The 26,882-nt window shown below is 45.5% G+C and carries 17 protein-coding genes; 5 read left to right on the forward strand and 12 right to left on the reverse strand.

Features of this window, described 5'->3' with window-relative positions; all coding sequences use genetic code 11:
• Positions 1-5: 5 nt before the first annotated feature.
• On the forward strand, positions 6-2,864 hold the full coding sequence (locus ACFQZI_RS15920; protein WP_377144172.1) for a M16 family metallopeptidase: 2,859 nt from the start codon (positions 6-8) through the stop codon (positions 2,862-2,864).
• Between the two features lie 56 nt (positions 2,865-2,920).
• Here ACFQZI_RS15920 and ACFQZI_RS15925 read toward each other — a convergent pair whose 3' ends face one another.
• Positions 2,921-3,580 (reverse strand): hypothetical protein, encoded by a 660-nt coding sequence (locus tag ACFQZI_RS15925; RefSeq protein ID WP_377144174.1) that lies wholly within the window; start codon positions 3,578-3,580, stop codon positions 2,921-2,923.
• Between the two features lie 46 nt (positions 3,581-3,626).
• Between ACFQZI_RS15925 and ACFQZI_RS15930 the strand changes: the two genes are divergently transcribed.
• Complete coding sequence (locus ACFQZI_RS15930; protein WP_377144176.1) at positions 3,627-6,230, forward strand: ligase-associated DNA damage response DEXH box helicase; 2,604 nt, start codon at positions 3,627-3,629, stop codon at positions 6,228-6,230.
• Positions 6,231-6,321: 91 nt separating this feature from the next.
• Here the strand turns inward: ACFQZI_RS15930 and infB are convergent, their stop codons facing one another.
• The 11 genes from infB to ACFQZI_RS15985 all read right to left on the reverse strand — a co-directional run bounded on the left by infB (position 6,322) and on the right by ACFQZI_RS15985 (position 22,949).
• Entirely contained in the window at positions 6,322-9,309 is a 2,988-nt protein-coding gene (gene infB / locus ACFQZI_RS15935) for a translation initiation factor IF-2 (protein ID WP_377144178.1), read from the reverse strand.
• A gap of 59 nt (positions 9,310-9,368) precedes the next feature.
• Entirely contained in the window at positions 9,369-10,604 is a 1,236-nt protein-coding gene (nusA, locus tag ACFQZI_RS15940; protein ID WP_377144181.1) for a transcription termination factor NusA, read from the reverse strand.
• Positions 10,605-10,607: 3 nt separating this feature from the next.
• Entirely contained in the window at positions 10,608-11,072 is a 465-nt protein-coding gene (gene rimP, locus ACFQZI_RS15945; RefSeq protein WP_377144183.1) for a ribosome assembly cofactor RimP, read from the reverse strand.
• A gap of 137 nt (positions 11,073-11,209) precedes the next feature.
• Positions 11,210-11,629, reverse strand: coding sequence for a hypothetical protein (locus tag ACFQZI_RS15950; RefSeq protein ID WP_377144185.1), 420 nt, complete (start codon positions 11,627-11,629; stop codon positions 11,210-11,212).
• Positions 11,630-11,632: 3 nt separating this feature from the next.
• Positions 11,633-13,495 carry a PAS domain-containing sensor histidine kinase gene (locus tag ACFQZI_RS15955; RefSeq protein WP_377144187.1) on the reverse strand — a complete coding sequence of 621 codons (1,863 nt, stop codon included), beginning with the start codon at positions 13,493-13,495 and terminating at the stop codon, positions 11,633-11,635.
• Positions 13,496-13,590: 95 nt separating this feature from the next.
• The gene (locus tag ACFQZI_RS15960) at positions 13,591-15,960 is read right to left on the reverse strand and encodes a prolyl oligopeptidase family serine peptidase (RefSeq protein WP_377144189.1); all 2,370 of its coding nucleotides are present in this window, start codon (positions 15,958-15,960) and stop codon (positions 13,591-13,593) included.
• Between the two features lie 75 nt (positions 15,961-16,035).
• A complete protein-coding gene (locus tag ACFQZI_RS15965; protein ID WP_377144191.1) occupies positions 16,036-16,659 on the reverse strand; it encodes a thiamine phosphate synthase in 624 nt (207 codons plus the stop codon).
• Between the two features lie 374 nt (positions 16,660-17,033).
• Positions 17,034-18,689 (reverse strand): alkaline phosphatase PafA, encoded by a 1,656-nt coding sequence (gene pafA / locus ACFQZI_RS15970; protein WP_377144193.1) that lies wholly within the window; start codon positions 18,687-18,689, stop codon positions 17,034-17,036.
• Positions 18,690-18,778: 89 nt separating this feature from the next.
• Positions 18,779-19,876, reverse strand: a complete 1,098-nt coding sequence (locus ACFQZI_RS15975; RefSeq protein ID WP_377144195.1) for an acyl-CoA dehydrogenase — start codon at positions 19,874-19,876, stop codon at positions 18,779-18,781.
• The gene (gene pnuC, locus ACFQZI_RS15980) at positions 19,866-20,480 is read right to left on the reverse strand and encodes a nicotinamide riboside transporter PnuC (protein ID WP_377144197.1); all 615 of its coding nucleotides are present in this window, start codon (positions 20,478-20,480) and stop codon (positions 19,866-19,868) included. The genes ACFQZI_RS15975 and pnuC overlap by 11 nt, the downstream gene beginning before the upstream one ends.
• 3 nt (positions 20,481-20,483) lie before the next feature.
• Positions 20,484-22,949 carry a TonB-dependent receptor gene (locus ACFQZI_RS15985; protein ID WP_377144199.1) on the reverse strand — a complete coding sequence of 822 codons (2,466 nt, stop codon included), beginning with the start codon at positions 22,947-22,949 and terminating at the stop codon, positions 20,484-20,486.
• A 410-nt stretch (positions 22,950-23,359) separates the two neighbouring features.
• Between ACFQZI_RS15985 and ACFQZI_RS15990 the strand changes: the two genes are divergently transcribed.
• From ACFQZI_RS15990 to ACFQZI_RS16000, 3 genes are all read left to right on the forward strand, one after another.
• Positions 23,360-24,490 carry a hypothetical protein gene (locus ACFQZI_RS15990; RefSeq protein ID WP_377144201.1) on the forward strand — a complete coding sequence of 377 codons (1,131 nt, stop codon included), beginning with the start codon at positions 23,360-23,362 and terminating at the stop codon, positions 24,488-24,490.
• Positions 24,491-24,627: 137 nt separating this feature from the next.
• Entirely contained in the window at positions 24,628-26,382 is a 1,755-nt protein-coding gene (aspS, locus tag ACFQZI_RS15995) for an aspartate--tRNA ligase (RefSeq protein ID WP_377144203.1), read from the forward strand.
• A 20-nt stretch (positions 26,383-26,402) separates the two neighbouring features.
• On the forward strand, positions 26,403-26,867 hold the full coding sequence (locus ACFQZI_RS16000; protein WP_377144205.1) for an FKBP-type peptidyl-prolyl cis-trans isomerase: 465 nt from the start codon (positions 26,403-26,405) through the stop codon (positions 26,865-26,867).
• The last annotated feature ends 15 nt before the right edge of the window (positions 26,868-26,882 follow it).

The raw sequence follows: 26,882 nt of genomic DNA on the forward strand, positions 1-26,882 counted from the left end.
AAATCATGAACATTAACAGAACTTTATCTGTAGCCGCGCTGGCTTTACTTATCGCATCGGGCAGCGTAAACGCGCAGGTAAAACGCAAGCCAACCCCATCTCCGCGCAACAAGCCAACAGCGGCAGCTGTTGCACCACCAAATGTATTACCGGTTGATAAAGATGTTATAATTGGTAAACTGCCCAACGGTTTAACCTATTACATTCGCCATAACGAACAGCCACAAAAGCGCGCCGAACTATACCTGGTTAACAAGGCGGGTTCTGTTTTAGAAACCGATGCCCAGCAAGGCCTCGCCCACTTTACCGAGCACATGGCATTTAACGGCACGCGCGATTTCCCGAAGAACGCATTGGTTAACTATTTGCAAAAATCGGGGGTTAAGTTTGGGGCCGATCTAAACGCTTACACTTCTTTTGACGAAACCGTTTACCAGTTGCCGCTGCCTACAGATAGCGCCACTGTATTTGAAAATGGTTTTAAAATATTAGCTAACTGGGCAGGATACGTGAGTTTTGACCAGGCAGAAATAGAAAAAGAGCGTGGTGTTGTTTTGGAAGAAGCACGCCTGCGGGGCAAGAACGCGCAAGAGCGTTTAAGCCTGCAAACACTGCCGGTGCTGTTAAATAACTCCAGGTACGCGACACGTTTGCCAATTGGCCAGGAAACCGTCCTTAAAAACTTTGATGCCGCAACTATCAAAAGTTTCTACAGCGATTGGTACAGGCCCGATCTGCAAGCGGTAATTGTTGTTGGCGATTTTGATGTTAAAAGGGTTGAGGCGCTTATTAAAGCCAACTTCTCGGGCTTAAAAAATCCGGCAGTAAAAAAACCACGCCCTGATTATAACGTTGCACCTACGCCCGGTACGGTTGTAAAGGTTGTTACTGATAAGGAATTCCCCTACACCCTTGCACAAATAATAGTTAAGCACCCGCATAACGTTATACGCACCACTACCGGTTACATGCAAAGCATGCGCATATCTTTGTTTAATTATATGCTAAACCAAAGGCTTGGCGAATTACAGCAAAAGCCCGAGCCGCCATTCCTTTACGCGCGCACAAGCTATGCCCCGCTAATTGGCAAACAAGATGCATTCTCATCTATTGTGGTATCAAAACCCGATGGACTGGAAACCGCTGTTAAGGCCGCCGTTGCCGAAACCGAACGCGCGCGCAAATTTGGCTTTACATTAACAGAGCTGGAGCGCGCCAAACAACAGGCCCTGGTAGGCATCCAAAATGCTTTCTATGAAAGAAACAAAACCAACTCTGTTAATTATGTAAGAGAGTACACTCAAAACTTCTTAACGGGCGAAGCAATGCCGGGTATCGATTTTGAATATAACTTTTATGTAAGTAATATCAGTAAAATTTCTCTTGCCGAAATGAATGCCCTTGCAGGGCAATTCATAAGCGACCAGAACCGTGTGATAATTGTGGAAGGGCCGGATAAGGATAAAGACAAACTGCCAAATGAAAAAACTATCCTTAACTGGATAAGTACCGCAGGTAACGGTATTACAGCTTATGTAGATAATGTTACCAGCAAACCGTTGATGGAGAAGGAGCCGCAGGGCTCTAAAATAGTATCCGAGGTAAAAGATGATGCCATTGGTATAACAACCTTAACGTTTGAGAACGGGCTTAAGGCCATATTAAAACCAACCGAGTTTAAGAACGACCAGATCCTTATAAACGGGTCGAGCTTTGGGGGTACCTCTTTAGCGAGCGACGCCGATTATACTTCTGCAAGCTTTGCAGGTTCAATTGTGGGAAGCAGCGGCATTTCTGAATTTAACCAGGGCCAGTTAGATAAGATGCTTGCCGGCAAAGATGTTAACGTATCGCCATACATCAGCGAATTAACCCAGGGCATCAGGGGCAGCTCATCTCCGCGCGATTTTATAACCGCCCTGCAACTTATTTACCTGTACTTTACCCAACCGCGTATGGACGCCGATATTTGGAAAGGCACCATGCTGCAAACCAAAGCCCTGCTGGCCAATAGGGGTCTCGATCCACAGAGTGTTTTCCAGGATACGCTTTCGGCTGTGTTAAGCAACAACAACTTCCGTTTTGGGGCCACTACCTTAGACCGTTTAAACACTGCCGACCAGGATAAATCATTCAAATTTTATAAAGATAGGTTTGCTGATGCAAGCGGCTTTACCTTTGTTGTAGTTGGTAATTTTAATGTAGAGCTTATTAAGCCATTCCTTGCCACTTACCTTGGCGGCTTGCCGTCAACAAATAAAAAGGAAACCTTTAGGAACCTTAAAATGTACCCTGCGCCGGGGCAGATCACCAAAACAGTTTATAAGGGTATTGATGATAAAGCCAGTGTACAAATGATATACAGCGGCCCTTATGTATTTAACGAAGCCAATAACATGCAGTTAGACGCGCTTGAAGAAATACTGAACATTAAACTGGTGGAGCGTTTACGCGAGCAGGAAAGCGGTATATACGCGCCGGGCATCAGGGCAAGCTATACTAAAAACCCGGAAGGCCGTTATACGGTAACCATTGCGTTTACCTGCGCGGCAGCAAACGTTGATAAACTGGTAGCCGCTACGCTTGACGAGATCAGCAAGATTAAGCAAACCGGCGCGCTACCGGCAGATATTGAAAAATTTGCAGCAGAAGAGGCGCGTTCAACTCAGGTACAGCTTAAACAGAATGTATCGTGGGCCGGCTACCTTGCCGGAGCGGTACAAAACGACCAAAACCCGGATGACATTCTTAGCCATGTTAAAAACCTGGAGAATGTTACCGTACAAAGCACAAAGGAAACGGCCAATAAATATTTAAATAATGCCAACCTGGCTAAAGTTATTTTGATGCCTGAGAAAAAATAAATTAAGTTATCTGCATCAATAACAAAAGAGCCCCGTTAAAATTAATGGGGCTCTTCTTATTTAAGTTGTTTTAAGGTTGAGAAAAAAGGTAAATAAGTAGATGCCGCCTCACGGCCCGGCTCATGTACAGTTATACCTGAAATGATGCCTTTGCTATCAACATCGAATGCAAGGCCTGCTTTTACATCATCATATAGGGTAAGCTCTTTACCTTTATCTGTAAATATCGCTGTCTTTTTTAATTGATAGGTTTGTTTAATGTTATTAAAAGGGGTACCCGTGTAAACTTTGCCGCTTAATTTAAACGATGGTGATGTAACCCTGATCTGTTTAACCCGTTTCACCTCGTCGTCTCCCTGCCCGCGCGAAAAATACATTTGGGTTACGTAGCCTGTGCTGTCGTGATTAGCGTACCATATTGATATGCTTTTACCCATAGCCGCGTCGCCGCCATCCGGTGATCCTAGCTTTTTATGTACGTTCTCGCTGCTTTCGTTAATAGCTGTCTGGCCTATACTAATGCCGGGCACTATCAGTTGCGCCAGTGGTACAGGTTTATCGCCGGGCATATCAACGGTTGTGGTATCGGCTGCTTTAGTGTTTGCAACCGTATCAGCTTTGTCAATTGTATCTGTAGATTTAGGCGCTGTGTTTTGCCTGCACGCTGTTACTGCTACTGCAAGTATCGGCACAATTAAATATTTTGGAATGTTCATGGTTGTAACAATTTGTTTAATTTACAGTTGATATATAAACCTGCAAATGCAGGTTTTGTTGGCAAAAACAATGGTATCCAAAGGGCAAAAGGTAATACAGGAGTGGTATAAACAAAAAAATTGGAAGCAGTTCCCGTTTCAAAAAGAAATGGAATCGGCTTACTTGTCGGGCTTCTCAGGCTTGCTTAATGCGCCCACCGGCAGCGGTAAAACTTTTGCCTTGTTCCTGCCTTTTTTAGCCGACTACATTAATAAATATCCCGATACCTACACCACGCAAAAGAATAACGGCTTACTGATGCTTTGGATAACGCCCTTGCGCGCGCTCACCAACGATATCCGCAAAGCGATGCAGGAAGTATGTGACGATATTGGCCTGCCCTGGCGCATCATGACCCGCACAGGTGATACATCCGCAGCCGAAAAGGCGGCTTTAAAACGCAAACTGCCCGAAGTGCTCCTCACTACCCCCGAAAGCCTGCACCTGATGCTGGCCCAAAAGGAATACGATAAAGTTTTTAAGGGCCTGCAGGTGATGGTATGCGACGAATGGCACGAACTCCTCGGCACCAAACGGGGAGTACAGGTGGAGTTGGGGCTGAGCAGATTAAAAGCCCTAAGCCTCGAGTCGAAAGTCGAAAGTGAAGAAAACGACTTAAGACTTCAAACTCAAGACTCAACACTTAGAATCTGGGGAATCTCGGCAACTATCGGCAACCTTGAACAAGCCGCCGAGGTTTTATTAGGGAACGACTTCCCGCCCGGGCAAATTAAAATGGTGCGGGCCAATATAGATAAGCGGCTGGTGATAGAATCGGTCATTCCGGAAAATATCGAAAACTATAGTTGGGCTGGCCACATCGGAGTAAAGTTGTTGCCGCAGGTGATGGATATAGTTGCTAAAAGTAAAACAACATTAATTTTTACCAATACACGGTCGCAAAGCGAGATCTGGTACCATGCCATTATAGATAATTACCCCGAATATGCCGGCATTATGGCCATGCACCACGGCTCATTGGATAACGAGTTACGTAACTGGGTGGAACAAGCCCTGCATGCCGAAGCTTTAAAGGTTGTAGTTTGTACTTCCAGTCTTGATTTAGGTGTAGATTTCAGGCCTGTAGACACCGTGGTACAAGTAGGCAGCCCTAAAGGTGTTGCCCGGTTTATGCAACGCGCCGGAAGGAGCGGACACCACCCGGGTGCAATTTCAAAAGCATACTTTGTACCTACGCACTCTTTGGAATTGCTGGAAGGCGCGGCCTTAAAAAGCGCTATTAAAAAAGGAGTGTTCGAAAGCCGAGACCCTATGCTGCTTACTTTTGATGTGCTTATCCAATATATGGTAACGCTGGCTGTGTCTGACGGGTTTAGGGCCGATGATCTGTACAATGAGATAAAAAGCACCTTTGCCTTTGCAGATATGCGCCGTGACGAATTTAACCAGCTTTTAGAATTTATAACCAACGGTGGTAAAACGCTTGCACAATATGATGAATTTTTAAAGGTGGAGATAGAGAACGGACTATTTAAAGTAAACAGTCGCCGTGTAGCTATGCGCCACCGTTTAAGCATCGGCACCATAACCAGCGAATTAAGCATCCGCGTAAAATGGTTAAGTGGCGGCAGCCTGGGCACTTTAGAAGAGGGGTTTATATCAAAACTAAAGCCCGGAGATACTTTTTGGTTTGCAGGCCGCAGCCTCGAATTTGTAAAGGTTAAAGAAATGACCGCTTATGTTAAAAAATCAACCAAAACTAAAGGGCTGATACCAAGCTGGGCGGGTGGGCGTATGCCACTATCGTCACAATTATCTGCCGTATTTCGCGACAAACTGGACGAGGTTGCTCACGGTATAGAAACCGATATAGAAGTAAAAGCCCTTAAACCGTTGTTTGAGTTGCAGGCCAATCTATCGCACTTGCCGCAAAGCCACGAGTTTTTGATAGAGTCTTTTAAATCGCGCGAGGGTCACCACTTATTATTCTATCCTTTTGAGGGCCGCCTGGTGCATGAAGGTATGGCAAGCTTACTGGCCTACCGTATCTCAAAGATAAAACCTGCCAGCTTTTCCATCGCCATGAACGATTATGGCTTTGAGCTATTGGCCGACGAGGATATCCCTATCGAAGAAGCTTTGGAAGACGCCGATTTCTTCTCTATCAATAACCTGATAGACGATATTCAAAACAGCTTAAATTCAAATGAAATGGCCCGCCGCCGTTTCCGCGACATAGCGCACATTGGTGGGTTGGTATTTACAGGGTATCCGGGTCAGCAAGTTAAAAACAAGCATTTGCAGGCTTCTACGTCGTTATTGTTCGAGGTGTTTAATGAGTACGAACCCGATAACCTTTTGGTGAGGCAAGCCTATAACGAGGCATTGGCTTTTCAGTTAGAGGAATTTCGGTTACGGGCAGCATTGCAGCGTATCCAAACGCAAAGCATCGTACTAAAAGTTATTGAACGGCCAACGCCATTCGCCTTCCCGATATTGGTAGACAGCCTTGGCCGCGAACGCCTCACAACCGAAACCATGGAAGAGCGCATCGCCAAAATGGCCCGCCGCTATGGCGCCGATGAGGATGCTGATAAGCCATCAGCTAAGAGCAGGAAACCGGGGGTAACGAGGAAGAGGGGGTTTTAGCTATCCGTCATGCCGAACTTGTTTCAGGATGACGGGGGTAAACAAAAAAGGACAGCTGATAGCCGTCCTTTTCAATATCAAATATTAGCTGTTAAGCTAATTTACGTTTTACTTCAACGTTTTCGTATGCTTCAACAATGTCGCCTACTTCAATGTTGTTGTAGTTGGCGATGTTCAAACCACACTCGTAGTTTGTACCAACTTCTTTGACATCATCTTTAAAGCGTTTTAGTGAGGCCAGTTCGCCTGTATGGATCACCACACCATCACGTATGATACGGATCTTGCTGTTACGGGTAATTTTACCATCTAACACCATACAACCTGCAATGGTACCAACTTTGCTGATCTTGAAGGTCTCGCGTATCTCTACGTTAGCCACAATTTTCTCTTCAAACGTTGGTGCAAGCATGCCTTCCATCGCCGCTTTTATCTCGTTGATAGCATCGTAGATGATTGAGTATAACCTGATATCGATCTGCTCTGCTTCAGCAAGTTTACGAGCACTGCCCGACGGACGTACCTGGAAACCGATGATGATAGCATCTGATGCAGAAGCCAGCAATACGTCTGATTCGGAGATCTGACCAACTGCTTTCGAGATGATGTTCACCTGGATCTGTTCGGTAGATAGTTTCAATAACGAATCTGATAACGCTTCGATAGAACCATCCACGTCACCCTTAACAATAATATTAAGTTCCTTAAAGTTACCAACTGCCAAACGGCGGCCAATCTCGTCAAGTGTAATATGTTTTTGGGTACGTAAACCTTGCTCGCGTTGTAACTGCAAACGTTTGTTTGCAATTTCGCGTGCTTCGGGCTCGCTGTCTAACGCATTAAATTTATCGCCCGCTGTAGGTGCGCCCTGCATACCCAACACCTGTACGGGTGTAGATGGCCCTGCAGACTCAACCCTTTGGCCGCGCTCGTTAGTTAAGGCTTTAACACGCCCGCTGTAACAACCTGCCAGTATCGGGTCGCCAACTTTTAAGCGGCCTGCCTGTACCAATATAGTGGTAACAATACCGCGGCCTTTATCTAAGGCTGCTTCTATTACTGTACCCACAGCACGTTTGTTAGGGTTAGCTTTAAGCTCAAGTAATTCGGCCTCAAGCAACACCTTCTCTAACAACAGGTCCACATTTAAACCTGTTTTAGCCGAGATCTCTTGAGTTTGGTATTTACCGCCCCATTCTTCAACCAAAATATTCATGGCAGATAGTTGCTCACGTACCTTATCGGCATTAGCACCCGGCCTGTCAATTTTATTGAATGCAAAGATGATAGGAGCACCTGCAGCCTGCGCGTGGTTTATGGCCTCGCGTGTTTGCGGCATCACGCTGTCATCAGCAGCAATTACGATGATAACAATATCTGTTACCTGTGCACCCCTTGCACGCATGGCGGTAAACGCCTCGTGGCCCGGTGTATCCAGGAAGGTGATTTTTCCTTTATTATCCGGCAAGGTAACTTCGTAAGCGCCAATGTGCTGGGTAATACCTCCGGCCTCGCCGCCAATTACGTTTGTTTTGCGGATAAAATCCAGTAATGATGTTTTACCGTGGTCAACGTGGCCCATTATGGTCACAATTGGCGCACGAGGAACAAGATCGGCAGGATCATCAGGCTGGTCAAGGTTTGCTTCTTCATCCTGTGGTTTCACAAACTCTACCTGGTAGCCAAACTCATCGGCAACAATGCTTAGGGTTTCGGCATCCAAACGCTGGTTGATAGACACAAACATACCCAGGCTCATACAAGTCGAGATGATTTGTGTTACCGATACGTCCATCATCAAAGCCAGCTCGTTTGCCGTAACAAACTCGGTAACTTTAATAACTTTAGACATCGCGTCCTGCTCCATTGCCAGTTCTTCGGCAGTTGCGGCAACGTCATCACGTTTTTGACGACGGAATTTAGCACGTTGCGCAAACTTACCCGACTTACCCGCGCCGCTTAAGCGTGCAAGTGTAGCCTTGATCTGGTCTTGTATATCCTTTTCTGTAGGTTCTTCTTTAGGGCCTCCGCCTGGGGCTGGTCTTCCTCCTCTAAAATCGGGGCGATTACCGCCACCACCAGGTGCGCCCGGCGGACGGTTCCTGAAATCTGGACGGTTTGGATTAATGGTGCCGCTTGGCGGGGCTTGCTGCCCTGTACCGCTACCACCTTGCTGATCTTTACGCTTACGTTTGCGTTTTTGATCTGCCGAGTTACCTGCCGCGCTTGATGAAGATGCAACAGGGCCGCCGCGTTTAGGCTGGTTAACAGGGAGTTGTATCTTCCCAATAATTTTTGGCCCGCTAAGGCGTTCTGCGCTGGCGCGTATAACATCGTCACCTTCGCCCTCTGCGGGCGTAGCTGCTTCAGGGGCTGCATCTGCAACAGGTGCTTCCGCAGCAACGGGTGCAGGCTTTTCTGCAACAGGCTCGGTTGCTTTTGGCGCTTCAACAGCAGGAGCAGGTGTTTCTGCGGCAGGCTCAGGCGCTTTTGGCGCTTCAACCGACGCTGGTTTCTCTGCAACCGGTTCGGCTGCTTTGGGTGCTTCTACCACTGGCGCAGGTTTTTCTGCAACCGGCTCGGGCGCTTTTGGTGCCTCAACCGGTGCGGACTTTTGTTCAACCGGTGGTTTAGCATTAAGGTTATTAAGGTCTATTTTACCAATCACCTTTACACCCGGTAATCCTTCGTTGCTGCGTTCCTCCGGTTTGCCCTGTGCAGGCTCGGCAGGTTTTGGCTTTTCAGCCGGCGGCGAAGTAAAATGGCCGGTGTTTTTGATCAGGATCTCTTCGTTCTCGAAATCTCGGGAACGACGCGGCTGCTCAGCAGGTTTTTCGGGCGTTTGAATGCCTTCTTCCTTGCGGATGTTGCCTATCTTGATCTGCTTGGCCTCCTCCTTAATAATTTTATCTACAGCAAATTCCTTTAACAGGGTTGTGTACATATCGTTATCCAGCTTAGCCATAGGTTGCTTCTCAACCTTATAGCCTTTGGTAGCTAAAAAATCGACAATGGTACCCATACCAATGTTCAGTTCTTTTACTGCTTTTATTAATTTTATGGATTTGTCTTCTGACATTTATTAAATTTTCTCTCTAATTATCGCAAAAATACGATTTTTTATTCGTGTTCTGTTGTTTATTCAAATTCTGCCTGCAGAACTGATAAAACGTCTTTTATTGTTTCCTCTTCAAGGTCGGTACGCTTAACCAATTCACCCACAGATAGTGCCAATACAGATTTAGCGGTATCGAGCCCAATGCGTTTAAATTCGTCTAAGATCCAGCTATCGATCTCGTCAGAGAACTCTTCAATGTCCACATCCTCATCGTGCTCATCAGCCTCGCGGTAAACATCAATTTCGTAACCTGTCAATTTACCTGCCAGTTTTATATTATGGCCACCGCGGCCAATAGCTAACGATACCTGATCGGGCTTTAAGTAAACTGCTGCCGTTTTTTTCTCATCATCTAATTTAATAGAAGTTATCTTGGCAGGAGATAGCGCACGCTGTATGTATAACTGGATATTATTGGTAAAGTTTATCACATCGATATTCTCGTTCTTCAACTCGCGAACGATACCATGGATACGAGAACCCTTCATACCAACACAAGCACCAACCGGGTCAATACGGTCGTCGTAAGACTCAACAGCAACCTTTGCCCTTTCGCCAGGCTCGCGTACAATTTTCTTGATGGTGATCAACCCGTCGAAGATCTCCGGAACCTCCATCTCGAACAAGCGCTGCAAAAACTCCGGCGCGGTACGCGAAATAATAATTTTAGGGTTGCTATTCATCATATCAACCTTGCTGATTATCGCCCTAACGCTATCGCCTTTTTTAAAGTAATCTGCAGGGATCTGTTCGGTTTTTGGTAATAAAAGCTCGTTGCCTTCATCATCCAGCACCAAAGTTTCTTTTTTCCAAACCTGGTAAACCTCGCCGGTAACAATTTCGCCAACTCGGTCTTTGTATTTTTTAAAGATCTCGTCTTTCTCCAGTTCTAAAATTTTAGATACCAGGGTTTGGCGGGCAGCAAGTATTGCCCTGCGGCCAAAGCTTTCTAATGTGATCAGTTCTACGTAATCGTCACCTATTTCCAGATCCGGGTCTATCTTTTTTGCCTCGGCCAGTTCTATCTCCAGATCATCGTCTTCACTAAACTCATCCTCAACAACAACACGTGTACGCCAGATCTCTAAGTCACCATTATCCGTATTAACGATAACGTCACAATTTTCATCTGTGCCATATTTTTTCCTGATCATGCTTCTGAAAACGTCTTCCAGAACGCTCATCATGGTTGGGCGGTCAATGTTCTTGAAATCTTTAAATTCCTGAAAAGAATCAATTAAATTAATATTGCTCATCTTCTACTTGAATGATATTAAAACTTTTGTTTCTGTTATTTTATCTGTCGGGATAGTGCTTTCAACAGTTACAGCTTTTTTCCCTTTTTCCTTTATTACTTCGTCAATTATAATTTGCTCGTCGCCGGCTTCTTTTAGTATGCCCTCGCGTTTTGCGCCATCATCCATCTTTATAGCCAACGTGCGGCCTATGTTTTTAGCATATTGCCTCTTTAACGTGAGCGGCGTGTCTATCCCCGGCGATGATACTTCCAGGTTGTAGGGTGTGTCTATCACGTTTTCCTCTTCCAGGTGGAAACCTACATGCCTGCTAATGGCAACACAATCGGCAATCCCTATCCCATTATCCCCATCAACCAGTACAATCAGCTTGCCGTTGCTGTGCATTTTAACATCTACCAAAAACAGGTTTGGCATATCGGCAATCTTTTCTTCTACCAGTTCAGTTGTTCTTTTTTCAATATTCATTATCGTATGTTTTTACCGCATAACCCTGATAGATACATGGCGGTTGATAATTTGATTGATAAAATAAAAGAGGGGACAAATGCCCCCTCTTCTTTATTCAAATGCAAATATAGTAAGTTTTTTTGGTTAAAGCAAGCTTATTGCTTAAAAATCAAATCGATAAAATGCACTTTCCCGGGTTGGGAGCGCCCCTTAACGTAATCTGCCAATGTAGCGCCTTCGCCAAGGCGAAAGTTTCTTACGAAGTAAGTTTGCCCTTTTACAAAAGGGGTATCGGGCGTAAAAACCAATGCGCTATCTTTAAGTACATATTGGCCGGGTTGCACAGGCTGGTAATTCTTGAGATCTGTATCTGCCGGCATGCGAAAAACAGGCACCAGGTTTTGCCAAACGTTCTTATCGCTATCGCGGGCTATATCCTGCATGAGCACGTTATCTAATCCTTTAAATTGAATAGACCTCCCCTGGTTTATTAAGGCTATTTGCACTTGCGCCGGGTGTTTTGGCTGTGTGCAGGCAGCAATAAAAAGTAAAATAAGGATGGATAGTTTTTTCATGCCCTAAGCCAGCGGCAAAGTAAAGTAAAACGTGCTGCCTTTTCCGGCGTTACTCTCTGCCCATATCCCGCCACCGTGGCCTTTAATGATCTCGGAACAAAGATACAAGCCAATCCCGAAACCTGATATATGCTTGTTTTCGTTGCCGCCAACACGGTAGTAACGCTCAAACAGCCGTGGAAGGTCTTCTTCGCTGATACCGATGCCTTCGTCAGATACACTTACCTTGGCTAAACTATTTTCCTGAACGCATTGTATATGAATATTGGTACCGGGATGCGAATATTTTACAGCGTTGCTTATCAGGTTGTTCATCACCTGACTTATTTTGTCGCGGTCGGCGTTTACAGAAAGCGTGCAACCGGTATCAAAGGTTAAATGATGACTTAAGATAGACGCCACAGCCTCATCTTCTACTTCTTGCAACAGCAAAGCCATATCAAACCGCTGGCGATCTATATGGATCTTACCCGATTCGAGCCGAGAAAGGTTCAGGAAGCCGTTGATCATTTTGGTCATTTTACCCAGCTGCTTAACTGCGCGTTCCAGCATACCGGCAGTAGCCTGGTCTTGGTACTTTAATGCTTTTTTTTGAGATACCTGCACATAGCTAATGGCTGATGTAAGCGGCGTTTTTAGCTCATGGCTTACCATGCTTATAAAGTCGTTTTTACGCTGCTCGTTCTCTTTAACTTCGGTAATATCGATGGTAGAGCTGATGTAGCCCGCAAAAGTACCATCCGTTCGGAAACGTGGGTTACCACGCGTAAGCAACCACCTGTATGCGCCCTTTTTATCGGGCATGCGAAACTCCAGGTGCAATTGTTTTTTAGCCTTCAATGCTGTATCGCCGGCACTTATTATATGTTCTCTATCCTCTGGATGTATAAGATCCACCCACCCTCTTTTTTGTAATTCCGCGGCGCTAAGGCCGGTTAACTCTGTCCAGGCTTCATTAAAATAAGTAGCCTTGCCATGTTCATCGCTTACGGCTATCATTACTTCGGTACTTTCTGCCATGGTGCGGAAGCGGGCCTCACTTTCAAATATGGCTGTTTCGGCGTTTCGTATATCCGTAATATCACGTGTGGTACCGGCAACAGCTTCTACCTCGCCGTATTCGTTTAGTACCGGATTCAAAATATAATCGTATATACGCCTGCCAAGGGTTGCATGCGGGAATGACACCTCGCCCCGTACCTGCTCTTTAGTTTTTTTTATATGGTCTATCTCGCGCTCATGCATTTCGGCATGCCACGGTTCGTAACCATTCTCGAGCAGGCTTTTGCCAACGGCAGTATCCCAAGTTTTGCCCCACATATTCAGCAAGGCGGCGTTGGCATAAGTGAACCTATAATCTAAACCAAATACATACATCAGATCGGGCGTGCTGCCGGTAATGGTTTCATAAACCCGGCGTTGCTGTTCTGATTGTTCTTTTGCTTCGTCAACGGCCCCTTCGGCACGTTTACGTTCGGTAATATCACTTGCCGCGCCAAACCATTCTAAAATTTCGCCTTCAGCGTTTAAAATAGGTACGGCGCGTGAAAAAGCCCAGCCAATTGAGCCATCGGCCTGCATCACCCGCAGTTCTAACTGGAAAATCTTTTTGTGTTTTATAGCCTCTTCAACCGCGGCCCTTACTTTTGCCTGGTCGCCGGGATAGATGTATTGCCCTATCCAATCTTTTATTGGCTCCCGCGCATCCTTTAATACGCCCCGGCCATCAAGCTCCCTTAATTCGTTCCAATCGGGGCTCATGCTATAAACCATATCTGATGTAGCCGTTACCAGCGCGCGAAAACGCTCCTCATTTGATGCAATTGCTTTATCTGCAAGATTTGTGTTGGTAGATGATATAGCCATGGATCAGAAAAAAAGCGAATTAATTGAAACGAAAACAGCAAAAAACTGCAATTTGTTTTGGTCTCTTCTTCTATAGTATTAGGAAATCTTTACACTTACTTTTTCAAGGTTTCCTCAAAAAGCTTAAAGATGCGTTTGTACTCATCTGTCCAGCTGCTTGGCTGCACAAAACCATGGTCTTCTACCGGATAAGGGGCCAGCTCCCAGTTCTCTTTATGCAACTCTATCAACCGTTGGCTTAGCCTTACAATATCCTGAAAGTTCACATTCTGATCTACCATACCGTGCAGCATCAGCAGGCGGCCTTTTAAACCGTCGGCAAAGTAAATGGGCGAGCTTTGGCGGTAGGCCTTTTCATCATTAAAGGGTTCGTTTAAGATGTTTGAGGTGTAACCGTGGTTGTAATGCGCCCAATCGGTAACCGAACGCAGGGCCGCGCCGGATGCAAATATGTCCTGCTGGGTAAACATAGCCATCAGCGTTATAAACCCACCGTATGAGCCACCGTATAACCCAACATGTTTTAGGTTAACGCCATATTTTTCAACCAGTAATTTCACCCCGTCAACCTGGTCGGTCAAATCGGCACCACCCATGTGGCGGTAAATGCCGGTACGGATATCGCGCCCGTAGCCCGAGCTGGCGGTATAATCTATATCCAAAACGGTATAGCCATTATCAACCAGCATGTTGTTGAACATATATTCGCGGAAGTAGCTGCTCCACCAGTAATGCACGTTTTGCAGATAGCCCGCCCCATGCACAAATACCACCGCCGGCTTTGCCGGATCAGGGTTTTTGGGTTGATACAAACGAGCGTAGATATCTTTGCCATATCTGTTTTTGAAGCTGATCACCTTAGGCTCCCTCCACGGATATGACTTAAATTCGGGCGTTACAGAATTTGTTACCTGTACAGCCTTAGCGCCGGGTTTGTTGGGCTGTACAAATAATTCCCAGGGCTTATTGGAGTATGAATAACGGATAGCGAGCCATTTTTCATCGGGTGACAGGTCGATCTCGTTACCCCCCTTCATAGAGGTTATTTTAACAAGTGTGCCCCCTGTTACAGGGATACGGTAAAAATGTGTAATGCCCGGATGCTCTATATTGCCGGTAAAATAGAATGTCTTTTTATCGTTTGAAAGGTGAAGGGTTTGCACTTCCCATTTGCCACTGGTAAGTTGCTTTTTTTCGCCGCTTAACACATCGGCCATGTATATGTGCGAGTAGCCGCTGGCCTCGCTTTGAAAATAAAAATGAGTATTGTCCGCCCATCCCAGGCTGCCATCGGCAAAAAAGCCACCGGTACCTGGGCCACCAATCCAAGCATCATCATGCTGGCGGTCAAGCAGGGTTAGTTTTCCTGTAGAAGCATCCAGCTTCATTAACCAGCGGTCCTTATTATCCTGCGACTCTACATTTACTACCGCGTATTTACCATCGGGGCTCCAATATGGAGCGGCTATATCCACCTTGCGGTCTGCATTTGCTTTTCTTAGCTTTTCTAATTCTTTTGGATACTCGCTGTAAAATGCCGGGATATCTTTTATACCCGGGATATCTTTGGTAACCATGGCGTAAACACTATCCCGCTGTGTGTCAAAAATAAAACTTTCGGATGTCAACTGCGGAGCCCCTACCTTGGTACGGTTAGGAATATCTTCGGTATAGCCCGATGAGGTTACATAATTTGGCACAATGCCAGCCCGCGCGCCATCTGCCGCTTGTATCAAACGGTATGTTATGTACCTGCCATCCGGGCTAAGCTGCACGCCGTTCAGGCGCTTATCGCCAAATGCAATTTCTTTTAATTTAACAGGTTTATCCAGCGCCCGCTCTGCCGAATCCAGCTTACGGTCTTTCTCGTTCACTTTAACAATTTCGAACAAATCTAATTGTTGCTTTTTTAGCCAGCGTGCCTGCTCGGTGTCTTTAGCGGATTTCTTTTCGCCGGTGGCGGATTTTACAAAGTTGGTTAGCTGGGTAAGTTCGCCTTTACTTAGCTTAATTTGGTAAAGGTTATTATCATACGTGTAAACAACGCTCCTTTCGTCGCCTGTAAAGGTTGGGTTGCTTTCACGGCCTGCAGTGCGGGTTAGCGGTACCGTTTTGCCGCTGCCTGCCTGCCATAAATAAATGTCGCCATCTTCTTCATAAGTTTTAAGGGTGCGGGCTTTATTCCACTTGCCATTCTCTGGTACTATGTCGCGGCGCTCGGTAGCAGTTACCTTGTGTGGTTTGGTGTTGTTTGGAGTGATAAAAAAAAGCTCGTCGCGCTCGGTCTTATCGGGGTTCCAGTTAAAGTAGATCTTTTTACTGTCGTCGCTCCAGCGGATGTTACCGGGCGATACGCCCATCCATTTTGGGTCGCGCATAATTTTTTCTACGGTTAACGGACAAAGAGTTTGGGCAATTGCACCAGTTGAAGCAAATATTAGTAATAAAGAGTAAAGTTTTTTCATGACAATAGCTTAGCTGCCGCAAGTTAGCAGTTTAGCTTATATTATCATTCATACGAGCGCATTGTTACATTGCCGCTAATAGATCTTCCGGTAAATTTCTTTCACCATTCCGCCCGGATCAGGCGAGAGGTTAACTGCCGATGATACCGCAATGCCATATACACCGGTTTGCATTAACAGCTCCACATCGTTTAATTGCACGCCGCCAACGGCAATTACCGGGATCTCTATCAGCTGGCGTTCCAACTGTCGATAGCCTTCGTAGCCTAATAATGGTTTATCGTTTGCTTTAGTAGTGGTATGGGCAAAAGGGCCGTAGCCGCAATAATCGACCACTGCACTGTTTTGAAGCGCTAATAACCCATCTATATTGGTGGCCGACGCGCCTAATGTTTTCTCATCGGTTATCGCTTCGCGGATGGCGGCCAGATCGGCATTTAAATCTTCGATGTGCACACCTTGCGCGTCAACTTTATCAAGCAGATGATAATGGTTGGCAAGGATCAGTGTAGCACCCCAATCATCGCAGATGGAGGCTATGTGGTGCAATTCAGCTATCATCTCCTCATCGCTCTTACTCATGCAACGGTATTGCACCCAATTAGCACCCGCCTCGCAGGCAATTTGTACCTGCTCGGCATGGCTGCGGTTGGGCAGATCCTGCGTAAGGTAATGGAATTTGGAGATGTATTTTTTCATTTATTTAATTTAATAACAAACGGCCGGTAGTTAAAAAACGACGACTTATGTTCACGTTCACGTTCGCACAACTAGGATTTATTTTACAAAACACTAAAAATCAATTCATTATGAGAAATTTATTGACATGATTGCGCCACCAACATTTATACAAAATTTCATACACATGCAGTTGTCATGATAAGCTTGTCGGACCATTAGTCGCTATGATAATCTTCGACAAGCTCACACTGCCTGTGTTTATGCTCAGCGAGCTTTTTTACTCACCCCGACATCGCTACGCTGGTCGACCCTCTCTTCGTTGCGCGGAAAGAGGGCGAAATTTAATTAGCGTTATCCTAATCTTTAATCTCCAGTCTCTATCCCTTTTTTCCTTATTTCAACACCTCGCCAATGGCGGTACCTACGTTGCCGTTGGGTGCCTGAATATGTAATAGCTGCGATACGGTTGGGGCAATATCTGTCATATGGGTTTCGCGGGTTAGGCTGCCATGTTTAATACCCCAACCCATAAATACCAGCGGGATATGCGCGTCGTATGGGTTCCAGGTGCCGTGGGTAGTGCCTGTTTGCCCCCCGCTAAACCATCCCGGTTTTAATACTATCTGGATAACGCCGCTGCGTTCGGCATTGTACCCGTTTTGAATACGTACACGCAATTCATCAGGTATGGTGGCCAGCTGCACGCGCTGCATATCTACAGCATAGGCAATTTGAGGTTCCTGCTGTAAAAACTGGATGCAATCAAATTTCAGCGCGTCATTATTCAGGTTTTCTTTTTTAATGGCGGCGTTGTTAAAGCTTAGCTGATAGTTATCGAAGCTTGTAACCAGGTCTTTAACCTTATACTTATCTTCAAGCATTTTGTTTATACGCGTGCGCAGGCTGCTGCTGCTCCAAACACCTGCGGGGATGTTATGGTCGATCAGGAAATTGGGGTTGTGCGCGGCCCCATGATCGGCACTCAGGAAAACGGTATAATTACCTTTGCCCAGTTTACTATCTAAGTATGTAAAGAATGCGGCCAGGTCTTTATCTAAACGCAGGTAGGTGTCTTCGGCCTCTACCGAGTTGGGCCCAAACTGGTGCCCTACATAGTCTGTTGAGGAAAGGCTTACGGCCAGGAAATCGGTAACCGGACCCGCGCCTAATTTCTCGTTTTCAACCGCGGCCTTTGCCAGGTCAAGCGTCATGCTGTTTCCGTATGGGGTAGAGCGGATCATACCTGCTTTACCTTTATATAACTCCGATGTTTTTATAGGGAAGGTTGGGGCTTCAGCACCGCTAAATTTACCCTCGTAACGCGGACTGTTATCAGGCGCGCTTTGTACATAGGTATTTATAGGGTAAAGCGTATTCCAATCTTTTTTCAAATATTGTTCTGCTGGCTTTGTCGCATTGTAGTTTTTAACCCAGGCAGGCAGTTCGGTCATATAATACGTACTGCTTATCCAGGCGCCATTAGCATCATCAAACCAGTAAGCCGCGTTAGCCGCATGGCCTGCCGGTAATATCCCGCCCCTGTCTTTTAGTGCTATGCCAATAACTTTTGAACGGAAGTTTGTAGCCAGCCTTAACTCATCTGTTACCGTACTCACCAGCAAATTGCGTGGCGACATTTTACCAGCCCTTGAATCGCTGCCAACTGAGGTTACCGTACTGTCATCGGTACAATACATGGTTTTACCCGTTGCCTGAATAATGAAATCGTTTCCAGCAATACCATGTATAGCAGGCACCGAACCTGTATAGATAGAGGAATGCCCAATTGCGGTTACAGTGGGGATATAGGGTATAAGAGTATTTTCACAAGTAAAGCCTTCGTTAAGCATCCGTTTAAAGCCACCTGTTTGGTAACGATCGTAATAACGGTACAGGTAATCCCAGCGCATCTGGTCTACCACTAAACCTACCACCAGTTTCGGGCGGGGTAAGGTTGTTGAAACGGTGGAAACGGCTTTTTTTGTTTGTGCCGATAAACTAAATACAGCGGTTGCAAACGTAAGGGTAAGCAGTACTTTTATCTTCATTGGATGTGGACGTTAAACGGCAAATATCATAATTGGTATTTATATCCAATGTGATATTTGCGTTACCTTATAATTAAACCAAGCTAAACTTAATCTAAAAATGTAAGCAAACTATGTTGGCTCGCGGTATGCAGGTCTCGCCAAACCCGGTTAATCTCTGTATCGGGCGATGCTGCCAGCAAGCCACAATACGGGAATAATTCATCAACCGTTTCGCGGGCTATTTTAGCCAGCATGCGGCTGGAATTACTCACTGCCTTTAATAACGCCTCACTTTTCGGATTGTTCCACGATGCCTCGACCGCTTCAAAAAAAGATTCGCGTGCCTGGTTGAGCAGGGCGGTTGCCGATTGCAGGGCTTCATTCATCACTAATACATTCACGGCATTAACCCGGCGAATGTTAGTCGCTTTAAAATCGAAAGCGGGCTTACAAAGGTCTATAAAATGTACCGCCAGGCCGGATATGTTGGCGGCCAGGGTGGCCTCGGCCAATTGCATAAATGGGTAGGTATAAAGTTGCGAGTCTACTATTGCGGCAGCGGGATCAATTTCAAAACAGCGATTTTTATCTACGTATAAATTATCTACAGCATATGCATCGCTGCCGGTGGCTATCATTCCAATGTATTTCCACCCGGAAATAAGCCGTACATCTGCCCTATCTAAAACAAAGGGTAATATCAACTGACCACCTTTTGCGTCCAATACAGGCCTATCACCATCTATAATATTACAATTTACGGTAATGTACGTGGCGTGGTGCACACCGCTGGCGTATTTCCAGCTGCCGTTAATGATGTAACCATCGCCGATAATGGTGGCTGTGCCGGTAGGCGCTCCGCTCCCCGCAAGGCAGGCTTGTTTATCTCTGTAAATTTGTTGTGCTATGCCGGGGTCTATGAAGCCGCCGAACCAGCCTGCGCCGCAACACAAAGTTACCACCCAACCCAGGCTGCCATCGGCCCAGGCCAAAGCCTCTTCCATTTTTATAAGGTCTGGTAGTGGTGTTCCCAACCCGCCATATTCTTTGGGCGAGAGCAGGTTAAACCATTGCTGATCGTAAACCAGCTCCAGTTGCTCAGGGTGTAGCTTGCCCAGCGTTTCGGCCTCGGGCGCGTGCCGGCGGATAAGCTCAACCCATTCGGGTTTTAATAATGTTGACGGATGATTTAAACTATTTGGCATTTATGGCCTCCTTCCTGATTATTCGCCTCCAGTCATAATAACCAAATATGGCCACAATAAATAGTATCAGCGTAAGCACCGCAAACATAGCCAGGTTTTTATGATATAACAGCGGTATAGCGAACAGGTTGCTTACATTTAGTAATACCCAGTTCTCAATTTTTCGCCGTGCTAACAGCCACATACCCGCCCACGCTGTTGATGATACCCATGCATCCCAAACCGGCACTGTAGATGGGGTGAATTTAACAAGTATAAAATATAAAATACCCCAGCCTGCAAATACGATCAATAAAGTAATTATCCATTCCTGCCGACTGGCATAGGTAACTTTTACAGGCGGTTCATTTTTCTTTTTTATCCAGTAATACCAGCCATAAAAGCTCATCACAACATAATAACCATTTAATAGACACTCTGCGTAAAGGCCAAAATTAAGCAGCAGGTATATAGATATTAAAGTAGCGGCTATACCCGTTGGGTATAGCCACACTTTATTTGCTTTTGCCAGCAGCACTTCGGCCACACCTAAAATAACAGCCGCCCACTCCAGCCAGGTAGTTGCCTTAAACTGGTTTATAAACAGATCTATCCAGCTTTGCATAACTTAAAAGCTTAAGCTAACGGATGCTAAAAAGTTGCGCGTTGCCTGGGGGAAATAATAGTTATAGTTAACCAGCACACCGCTATCTACCTCGGGGTAGGTGGCGCCGTTGGCTTCGTACTTTTTGCTGAATACATTATTTACCAGCAAACCCAAACCAATGTTTTTAATGGCTTTGGTGTGGATGTTATAGCTCAGCCTTACATCGTTTACAAAATACGCTTTTAGTAACCTGTTAACCGCGTAAGGATTATTAGCCACATCCGGCGAGGTGCTGTAACCCGTAGGGTTAACGTTACCCGTATTATCTAAAAATTGCCTGCTTACATATTTGCTCACAAAAGCGATGCTGCCGTTTGGTACGGGCGAGTAAGCGATCTCGCTCCCTACAATTAGCGACGGCGAGTAAGCAATGTCTGTTTTTTTGAATGTTTGTGTTACCGGGGTAAGCGGATTGTAGTCGTCATCGTAACTGGCCAGGGTGCGGGTCAGGTTTTTAATTTTATTGGTACTAACGGTTGCGTTTGCGGCCCAGCTTAATTGTTTGGTAATTTTTAAACGGCCGTCAACCTCAATACCCGCTCGGTAACTATCATCCACATTGATACGTGTTGCCGAGCCTACATCATTAAGCGCGCCGGTAAGTATCAACTGGTTTTTGTACAGCATATAAAACAGGTTTATCCCTCCTTTAAATGCATCGGTACTGATACGGTAACCGGCTTCAAAATCTTTTAGGTTCTCAGGTTTGGGCCTGCTGGCAGGGGTAGAGTTGGTGTAATCGTCCCGGTTTGGCTCGTGGTTACCTACGGCGAATGACGCGTAAACATTGTTGTGCTCATCTATCTCATAAGTTACACCCGCTTTAGGGTTAAAAAAGTTAAGCCTGGCCTCCTGCTGCACATTATTCAAATTCCTGTCGAAACCAAGGAACGAATAATCGATCCGGCGGTATTGCAGATCGGCAAATAGGGTTACATCACCCAATTTGTATTCGCCGCGGCCAAAAATGTTAAAGTCGGTTTTACGCGCATTATCACGGTAGTACTCGTAATTAGGGGTTATGCCCGCGCTTTGCGCGGTATAAATAATGTTACCATAATGCGCGCCTGTGTAGCGGTTGTAGGCGCCACCTAACGTAAAGTTAAGGTTGCTTTGCGCTTGGTATTTTAAGGCATAGGTTATGCCGTAAAAATCGTTATTTAGCCACAAGCGGCGGACAAGATCTGTATTGGTGATAGGTGTACCACCTAAAACAACCGGGGTTAAGCCATATTTGGTAACCGCCTGGTCTCTCTTAAATTCCTCGTAATATCCATAACCTTTTGTATAATGCAGCGCGCCGCTAAAGGCCAGCTTATCGGTAAGCTTTCTATCATACAATAGCTGGTAATGGTTCTGCTGGTAGTTATCTACCTGGTCTTTATAATAAGTACTATCGGGCATCAGGCCAAGCTCATTATAGGTGCGGTTATCTTTGCGGGTTGGGTCGCCAATAACATAATCGGGCACACCATTCCATGCCTGGTAAGTGCGTTCAATACCCGAAAATACATTAAGCCTTAACGTGCTGTTTTTATCATAATAAGCGCCGCTCAGAAAGAATGAACGCAGGTTTGACGACGCGCGGTCGATGTACCCGTCAGACCGAATCCTCGACAATCTGCCATCAAAGCTAAAGTGCCCGTTCAATAAACCCGTACCCAAGCTTACGGTATTTTTAACCGTACCGTATGAACCTACGGTGTTATTAATATCGGCATAACCGGTGTCTCTGCGGGTATTTGTTTGTATGTTGATGCTACCGCCAAAAGCGCCCGCGCCATTGGTGGATGTACCTACACCACGCTGTACCTGTATATTGTTGACAGAAGAGGTTAGATCGGGCAGGTTCACAAAAAACGAACCCTGGCTTTCTGCGTCATTTAACGGGATACCGTTAACAGTTACGTTGATACGTGTACCGTCGCTTCCGCGGATGCGGATGCCGGTATAGCCAATGCCCGTGCCCGCATCAGAACTTACTACTGCCGATGGTGTTTGTGCCAGCATATACGGCAGATCCTGCCCAAAGTTGTTTTTCTGGATCTCCTTTTTGCTGAGATTGGTAAACGCCGTTGGCGAGTTACGGCCCGCGCGGGTTGCTGTTATGGTTACTTCCTCGGCACTAAAAACACTATTAATAAGCGAGAAATTTATAACCTGGCTGGCGGTGAAATTAATAGTTTGTAAGGTTGTTTGGTAGCCAATGTAACTGGCTTTAATGGTGTAGCTACCCGCCGGCAGATCGCTTAATTGATAGTTACCTTTAACATCTGTTTGAGTGTTGGTGGCAGGGCTGGTAATAGTTACCGTAGCGCCGGGCAAGGCCTCGCCCGCTTGGTTGGTGATCTTTCCGCTGATGGAAAACTGGGCCGATGCCAGGACAGGCAGCAGCAGGGCGATAAGCGCCGCAAATAAATTTTTCAAATTGTTAAACAATAAAATGAGTTAAACCATCTGCTCACCAGGGTATAATGGCAGTACACTTAACTTGTTACCTCTCCCTACGCCGGCATTACCCGGATCAGGTGCATGTTTCTATTTTAGTCGGGAGTATGAAGTTTAAGTCTTAAGCGTGCACACTTTTGACTTGTTACTTTTAACTTTTGACCTCAAAAAACAATGGGTTTGATCTCAGCCTGTCTTTCAGTTTGATTGCTCAAAGCAAGGCACCCCTTGAGAATTATGTGGCAAATATAGTTTTTGATTTTAAAAGCAACGACTATAAATCAATCTTTCCTAAATGTAGGCCGGTATACGTAATAGTGAAGGTGTTAACATGTATTTTTTGTAAAAGAAATATTTATTTACTTTTATACTTAAGCCTTTCATTCACAATGGATAATCAAAACGCTACAGCCAGTTACAAAAGCAACTGGTTCTTAAAATTCACCGAATGTTCTTTTGCAGCATTAGCAGTAACTAATACAATCGCTATCCTTTTCGAGATCTTGCCCCGTTCGGTATTGATGAGGCTTGGTAATGCCTTTTTCAGCTATGTTTTCATTGGCCAGGTAGTTATAGCCCTTATTATTGGATTCGCTTATTCTATTTACTGGCATTTTAAAGAAAATCGTAAAACCATTAATTCGGGTTTGCTGCATGCCTGGTTCCGCGGCATGTTGCGGTATTGGCTGGCATTCGATATAGCAACCTATGGCTTTGCAAAAGTTCTTAAAACGCAATTTGGCCAATCTTTTCACCGGGAAGATACCCTTGCGGGCAGCCTTAATGGCTTTAACCTCACCTGGAATTACTTTGCGCACTCATACCCCATGGTATTAATTATTGCGCTTTGTCAGATAATGGGTGCAATACTCTTACTATTCAGGCGAACAACCTTACTGGGCGTTATTATCCTGATCCCCGTTATGGCAAACATTGTGCTTATTAATATATTTTATGACATAGCTGTAGGGGCATTTCTTAATTCGGTGATATTTACTCTTGGCTTGGTATACCTGTTGATCTTGCGCTGGCCCGATCTAAAACCTATCTTATTTCATCCGGCATCACATTTACCGGAAGCAGGCCATAAATGGTTCAGATACTTTTTAAAATTCGCGTCAATAATTGCTGCTTTTGCCTTTATATGGTATTTAGCAACCGTGGATGCCAAACCTGAGATTATTGGTAAGTGGCGTATAAGTCAAATGATCCGCAATAAAGACACTGTTAGGTCTGATGCATGGATGAAAGATTCCCTCGCATGGACTACCGTTTACATAGAATCGCACAATAATCTTATTTTATGCCCCAACCCCTATTACTACGACAAAGACCGATCAACAAATGTTGAATACAAGTATAATAAAGCCAGGCAAACCTTACAGCTCAGCTTTTTAAAAGATTACAACCCTACAGACAGCGCTACCGCTGCAATTAGTAAATATACAGGTACCCGCATGCAGCTCAACACCGTTCGTAAGGGCGATAGCCTACAAATTACAATGATCAAGATAAAATAATGCGTCTGGCAATACCCTGCATCAATTAATATCCATTGTAATGTTGTGCTGAATTCTTAGGACCAATTTGCTTTCCCTTTTAGCTTTTACCTTTCGCCTCAAAACAGTACTTTTGCTCACTTTTAAAAGAAGGAATTATGCTTAGAACACATACCTGCGGGCAATTAAATATCAGCAATTTAGGTGAAACGGTAACCCTCTGCGGCTGGGTTCAAAAATCGCGCGACTTAGGCGGCACCACATTTATTGATGTGCGCGACCGTTATGGTTTAACCCAACTGGTTTTAAATACCGATACCGATGCCGAGCTGCGCGAAGCCGGTAAGCAGCTGGGCCGCGAGTTTGTAATTAAGGTTACAGGCACCGTGGTAGAGCGTTCTAATAAAAACACCAAGATACCTACAGGTGAGGTTGAAATTGCCGTAACCGAACTGGAAATATTAAACGCGGCGAAGATCCCTCCATTCTTAATAGAAGATGAAACTGACGGCGGCGAAGAACTGCGCGCTAAGTACCGTTATTTAGATCTGCGCCGTAACCCTATACGCAACAACCTTGTTTTGCGCCACAAAATGGCACAGGAGATCCGTCGTTATTTGTCTGATATCGACTTCATCGAGGTAGAGACCCCGGTACTGATCAAATCGACACCGGAGGGTGCACGCGACTTTGTGGTACCAAGCCGCATGAACCCGGGCGAATTTTACGCCCTGCCGCAATCGCCGCAAACTTTTAAACAGTTATTGATGGTAAGCGGGTTTGACCGCTATTTCCAGATCGTGAAATGTTTTAGGGATGAGGACCTGCGTGCCGACAGGCAGCCGGAGTTTACGCAAATAGACTGCGAAATGTCGTTCATCACCCAGGAAGATATCCTGAATATATTTGAGGGCTTAACCCGCCACCTGTTCCGTACTGTTAAAGGCTTGGAGCTTGGCGATTTCCCTCGTATGCAATATGCCGATGCGATGCGCCTATACGGTTCAGACAAACCCGACACCCGTTTTGGGATGCAGTTTGTAGAACTGAACGATGTAGTTAAAGGCAAAGGCTTCAGCATTTTTGATAATGCCGAACTGGTTGTTGGCATCAACGCCAAAGGCTGCGCAAACTATACCCGCAAGCAAATTGATGAATTAACAGAGTGGATGAAACGCCCGCAAATTGGCGCTACCGGTTTAATTTATGCCCGCCATAACGAGGACGGTATGCTGAAATCATCGGTAGATAAATTTTATAATGAAGAAGAACTGGCCAAATGGAGCGCCGCCTTTGAAACCGAAAAGGGCGACTTGATCCTGATACTAGCCGGTGAAACTGATAAAGTGCGCAAGCAACTAAACGAGTTGCGTTTAGAAGTTGGCGGCCGCTTAGGCCTGCGCGATAAGAATAAATTCGCGCCGCTTTGGGTGTTAGATTTTCCGCTGTTGGAGTGGGATGAAGAGACAGAACGTTACCATGCAATGCACCACCCGTTCACATCGCCCAAGCCGGAGGACATTGCCTTGCTTGATACCGACCCTAAAAACGTTCGTGCAAATGCCTACGACCTGGTTATAAACGGCACCGAAATTGGCGGTGGCTCTATCCGTATCCACGACCGCGAGTTACAGTCCCTGATGTTTAAGCACCTTGGTTTTTCTAAAGAAGAAGCCCAAAAACAATTTGGCTTTTTAATGGATGCTTTTGAGTACGGCGCACCTCCGCATGGTGGTATAGCGTTCGGGTTTGACAGGTTGGCCTCTATCTTCGCTGGTTTGGATTCTATCCGCGATGTGATCGCGTTCCCTAAAAACAACTCGGGCCGCGATGTGATGATAGATTCGCCATCAACCATTGCTGATGCGCAACTTAATGAACTAAAAATTAAAACTACTGTATCACCCGCGTAATTTTCTGCGTTATTAGTAACATGAAAAAAACTATACTGATACTAAGCTTATTTATTGCTGCCTTCGCGTCATGCAAAAAGGACGACAAAACTGATAATGGTGCCCAGGCCGCCAAGGATGAAGCCGCAATACAGGCTTACCTCACAGCCAATCCAAATATTAAAGCAACTAAGGATGCAAACGGTATTTATTACCAGATCATTACCGAGGGTACGGGCAAAGGTGTTAACTCAACAAGTATTATTAGTGTTAATTATGTTGGTAAATTGCTTAACGGTACTCAGTTTGACGCCCGCACAGGTTATGCTGCCGATATGCAGGGTGGCATTATTCAGGGTTGGAAGTATGGATTAACGCACGCTAGCGCGGGCAGCCGTATATTACTTATTATTCCATCGGCTTTAGGTTATGGCACAAGCCCTACCGGCAGTATACCTGCAAACTCGGTACTGGTATTTACTGTTGATGTATTAAGCGTTCAATAAATTTTAGTAAATTTA

The sequence above is a fragment of the Mucilaginibacter lutimaris genome (genome assembly GCF_042676625.1).
In the GTDB taxonomy this organism is placed as follows: domain Bacteria; phylum Bacteroidota; class Bacteroidia; order Sphingobacteriales; family Sphingobacteriaceae; genus Mucilaginibacter; species Mucilaginibacter lutimaris.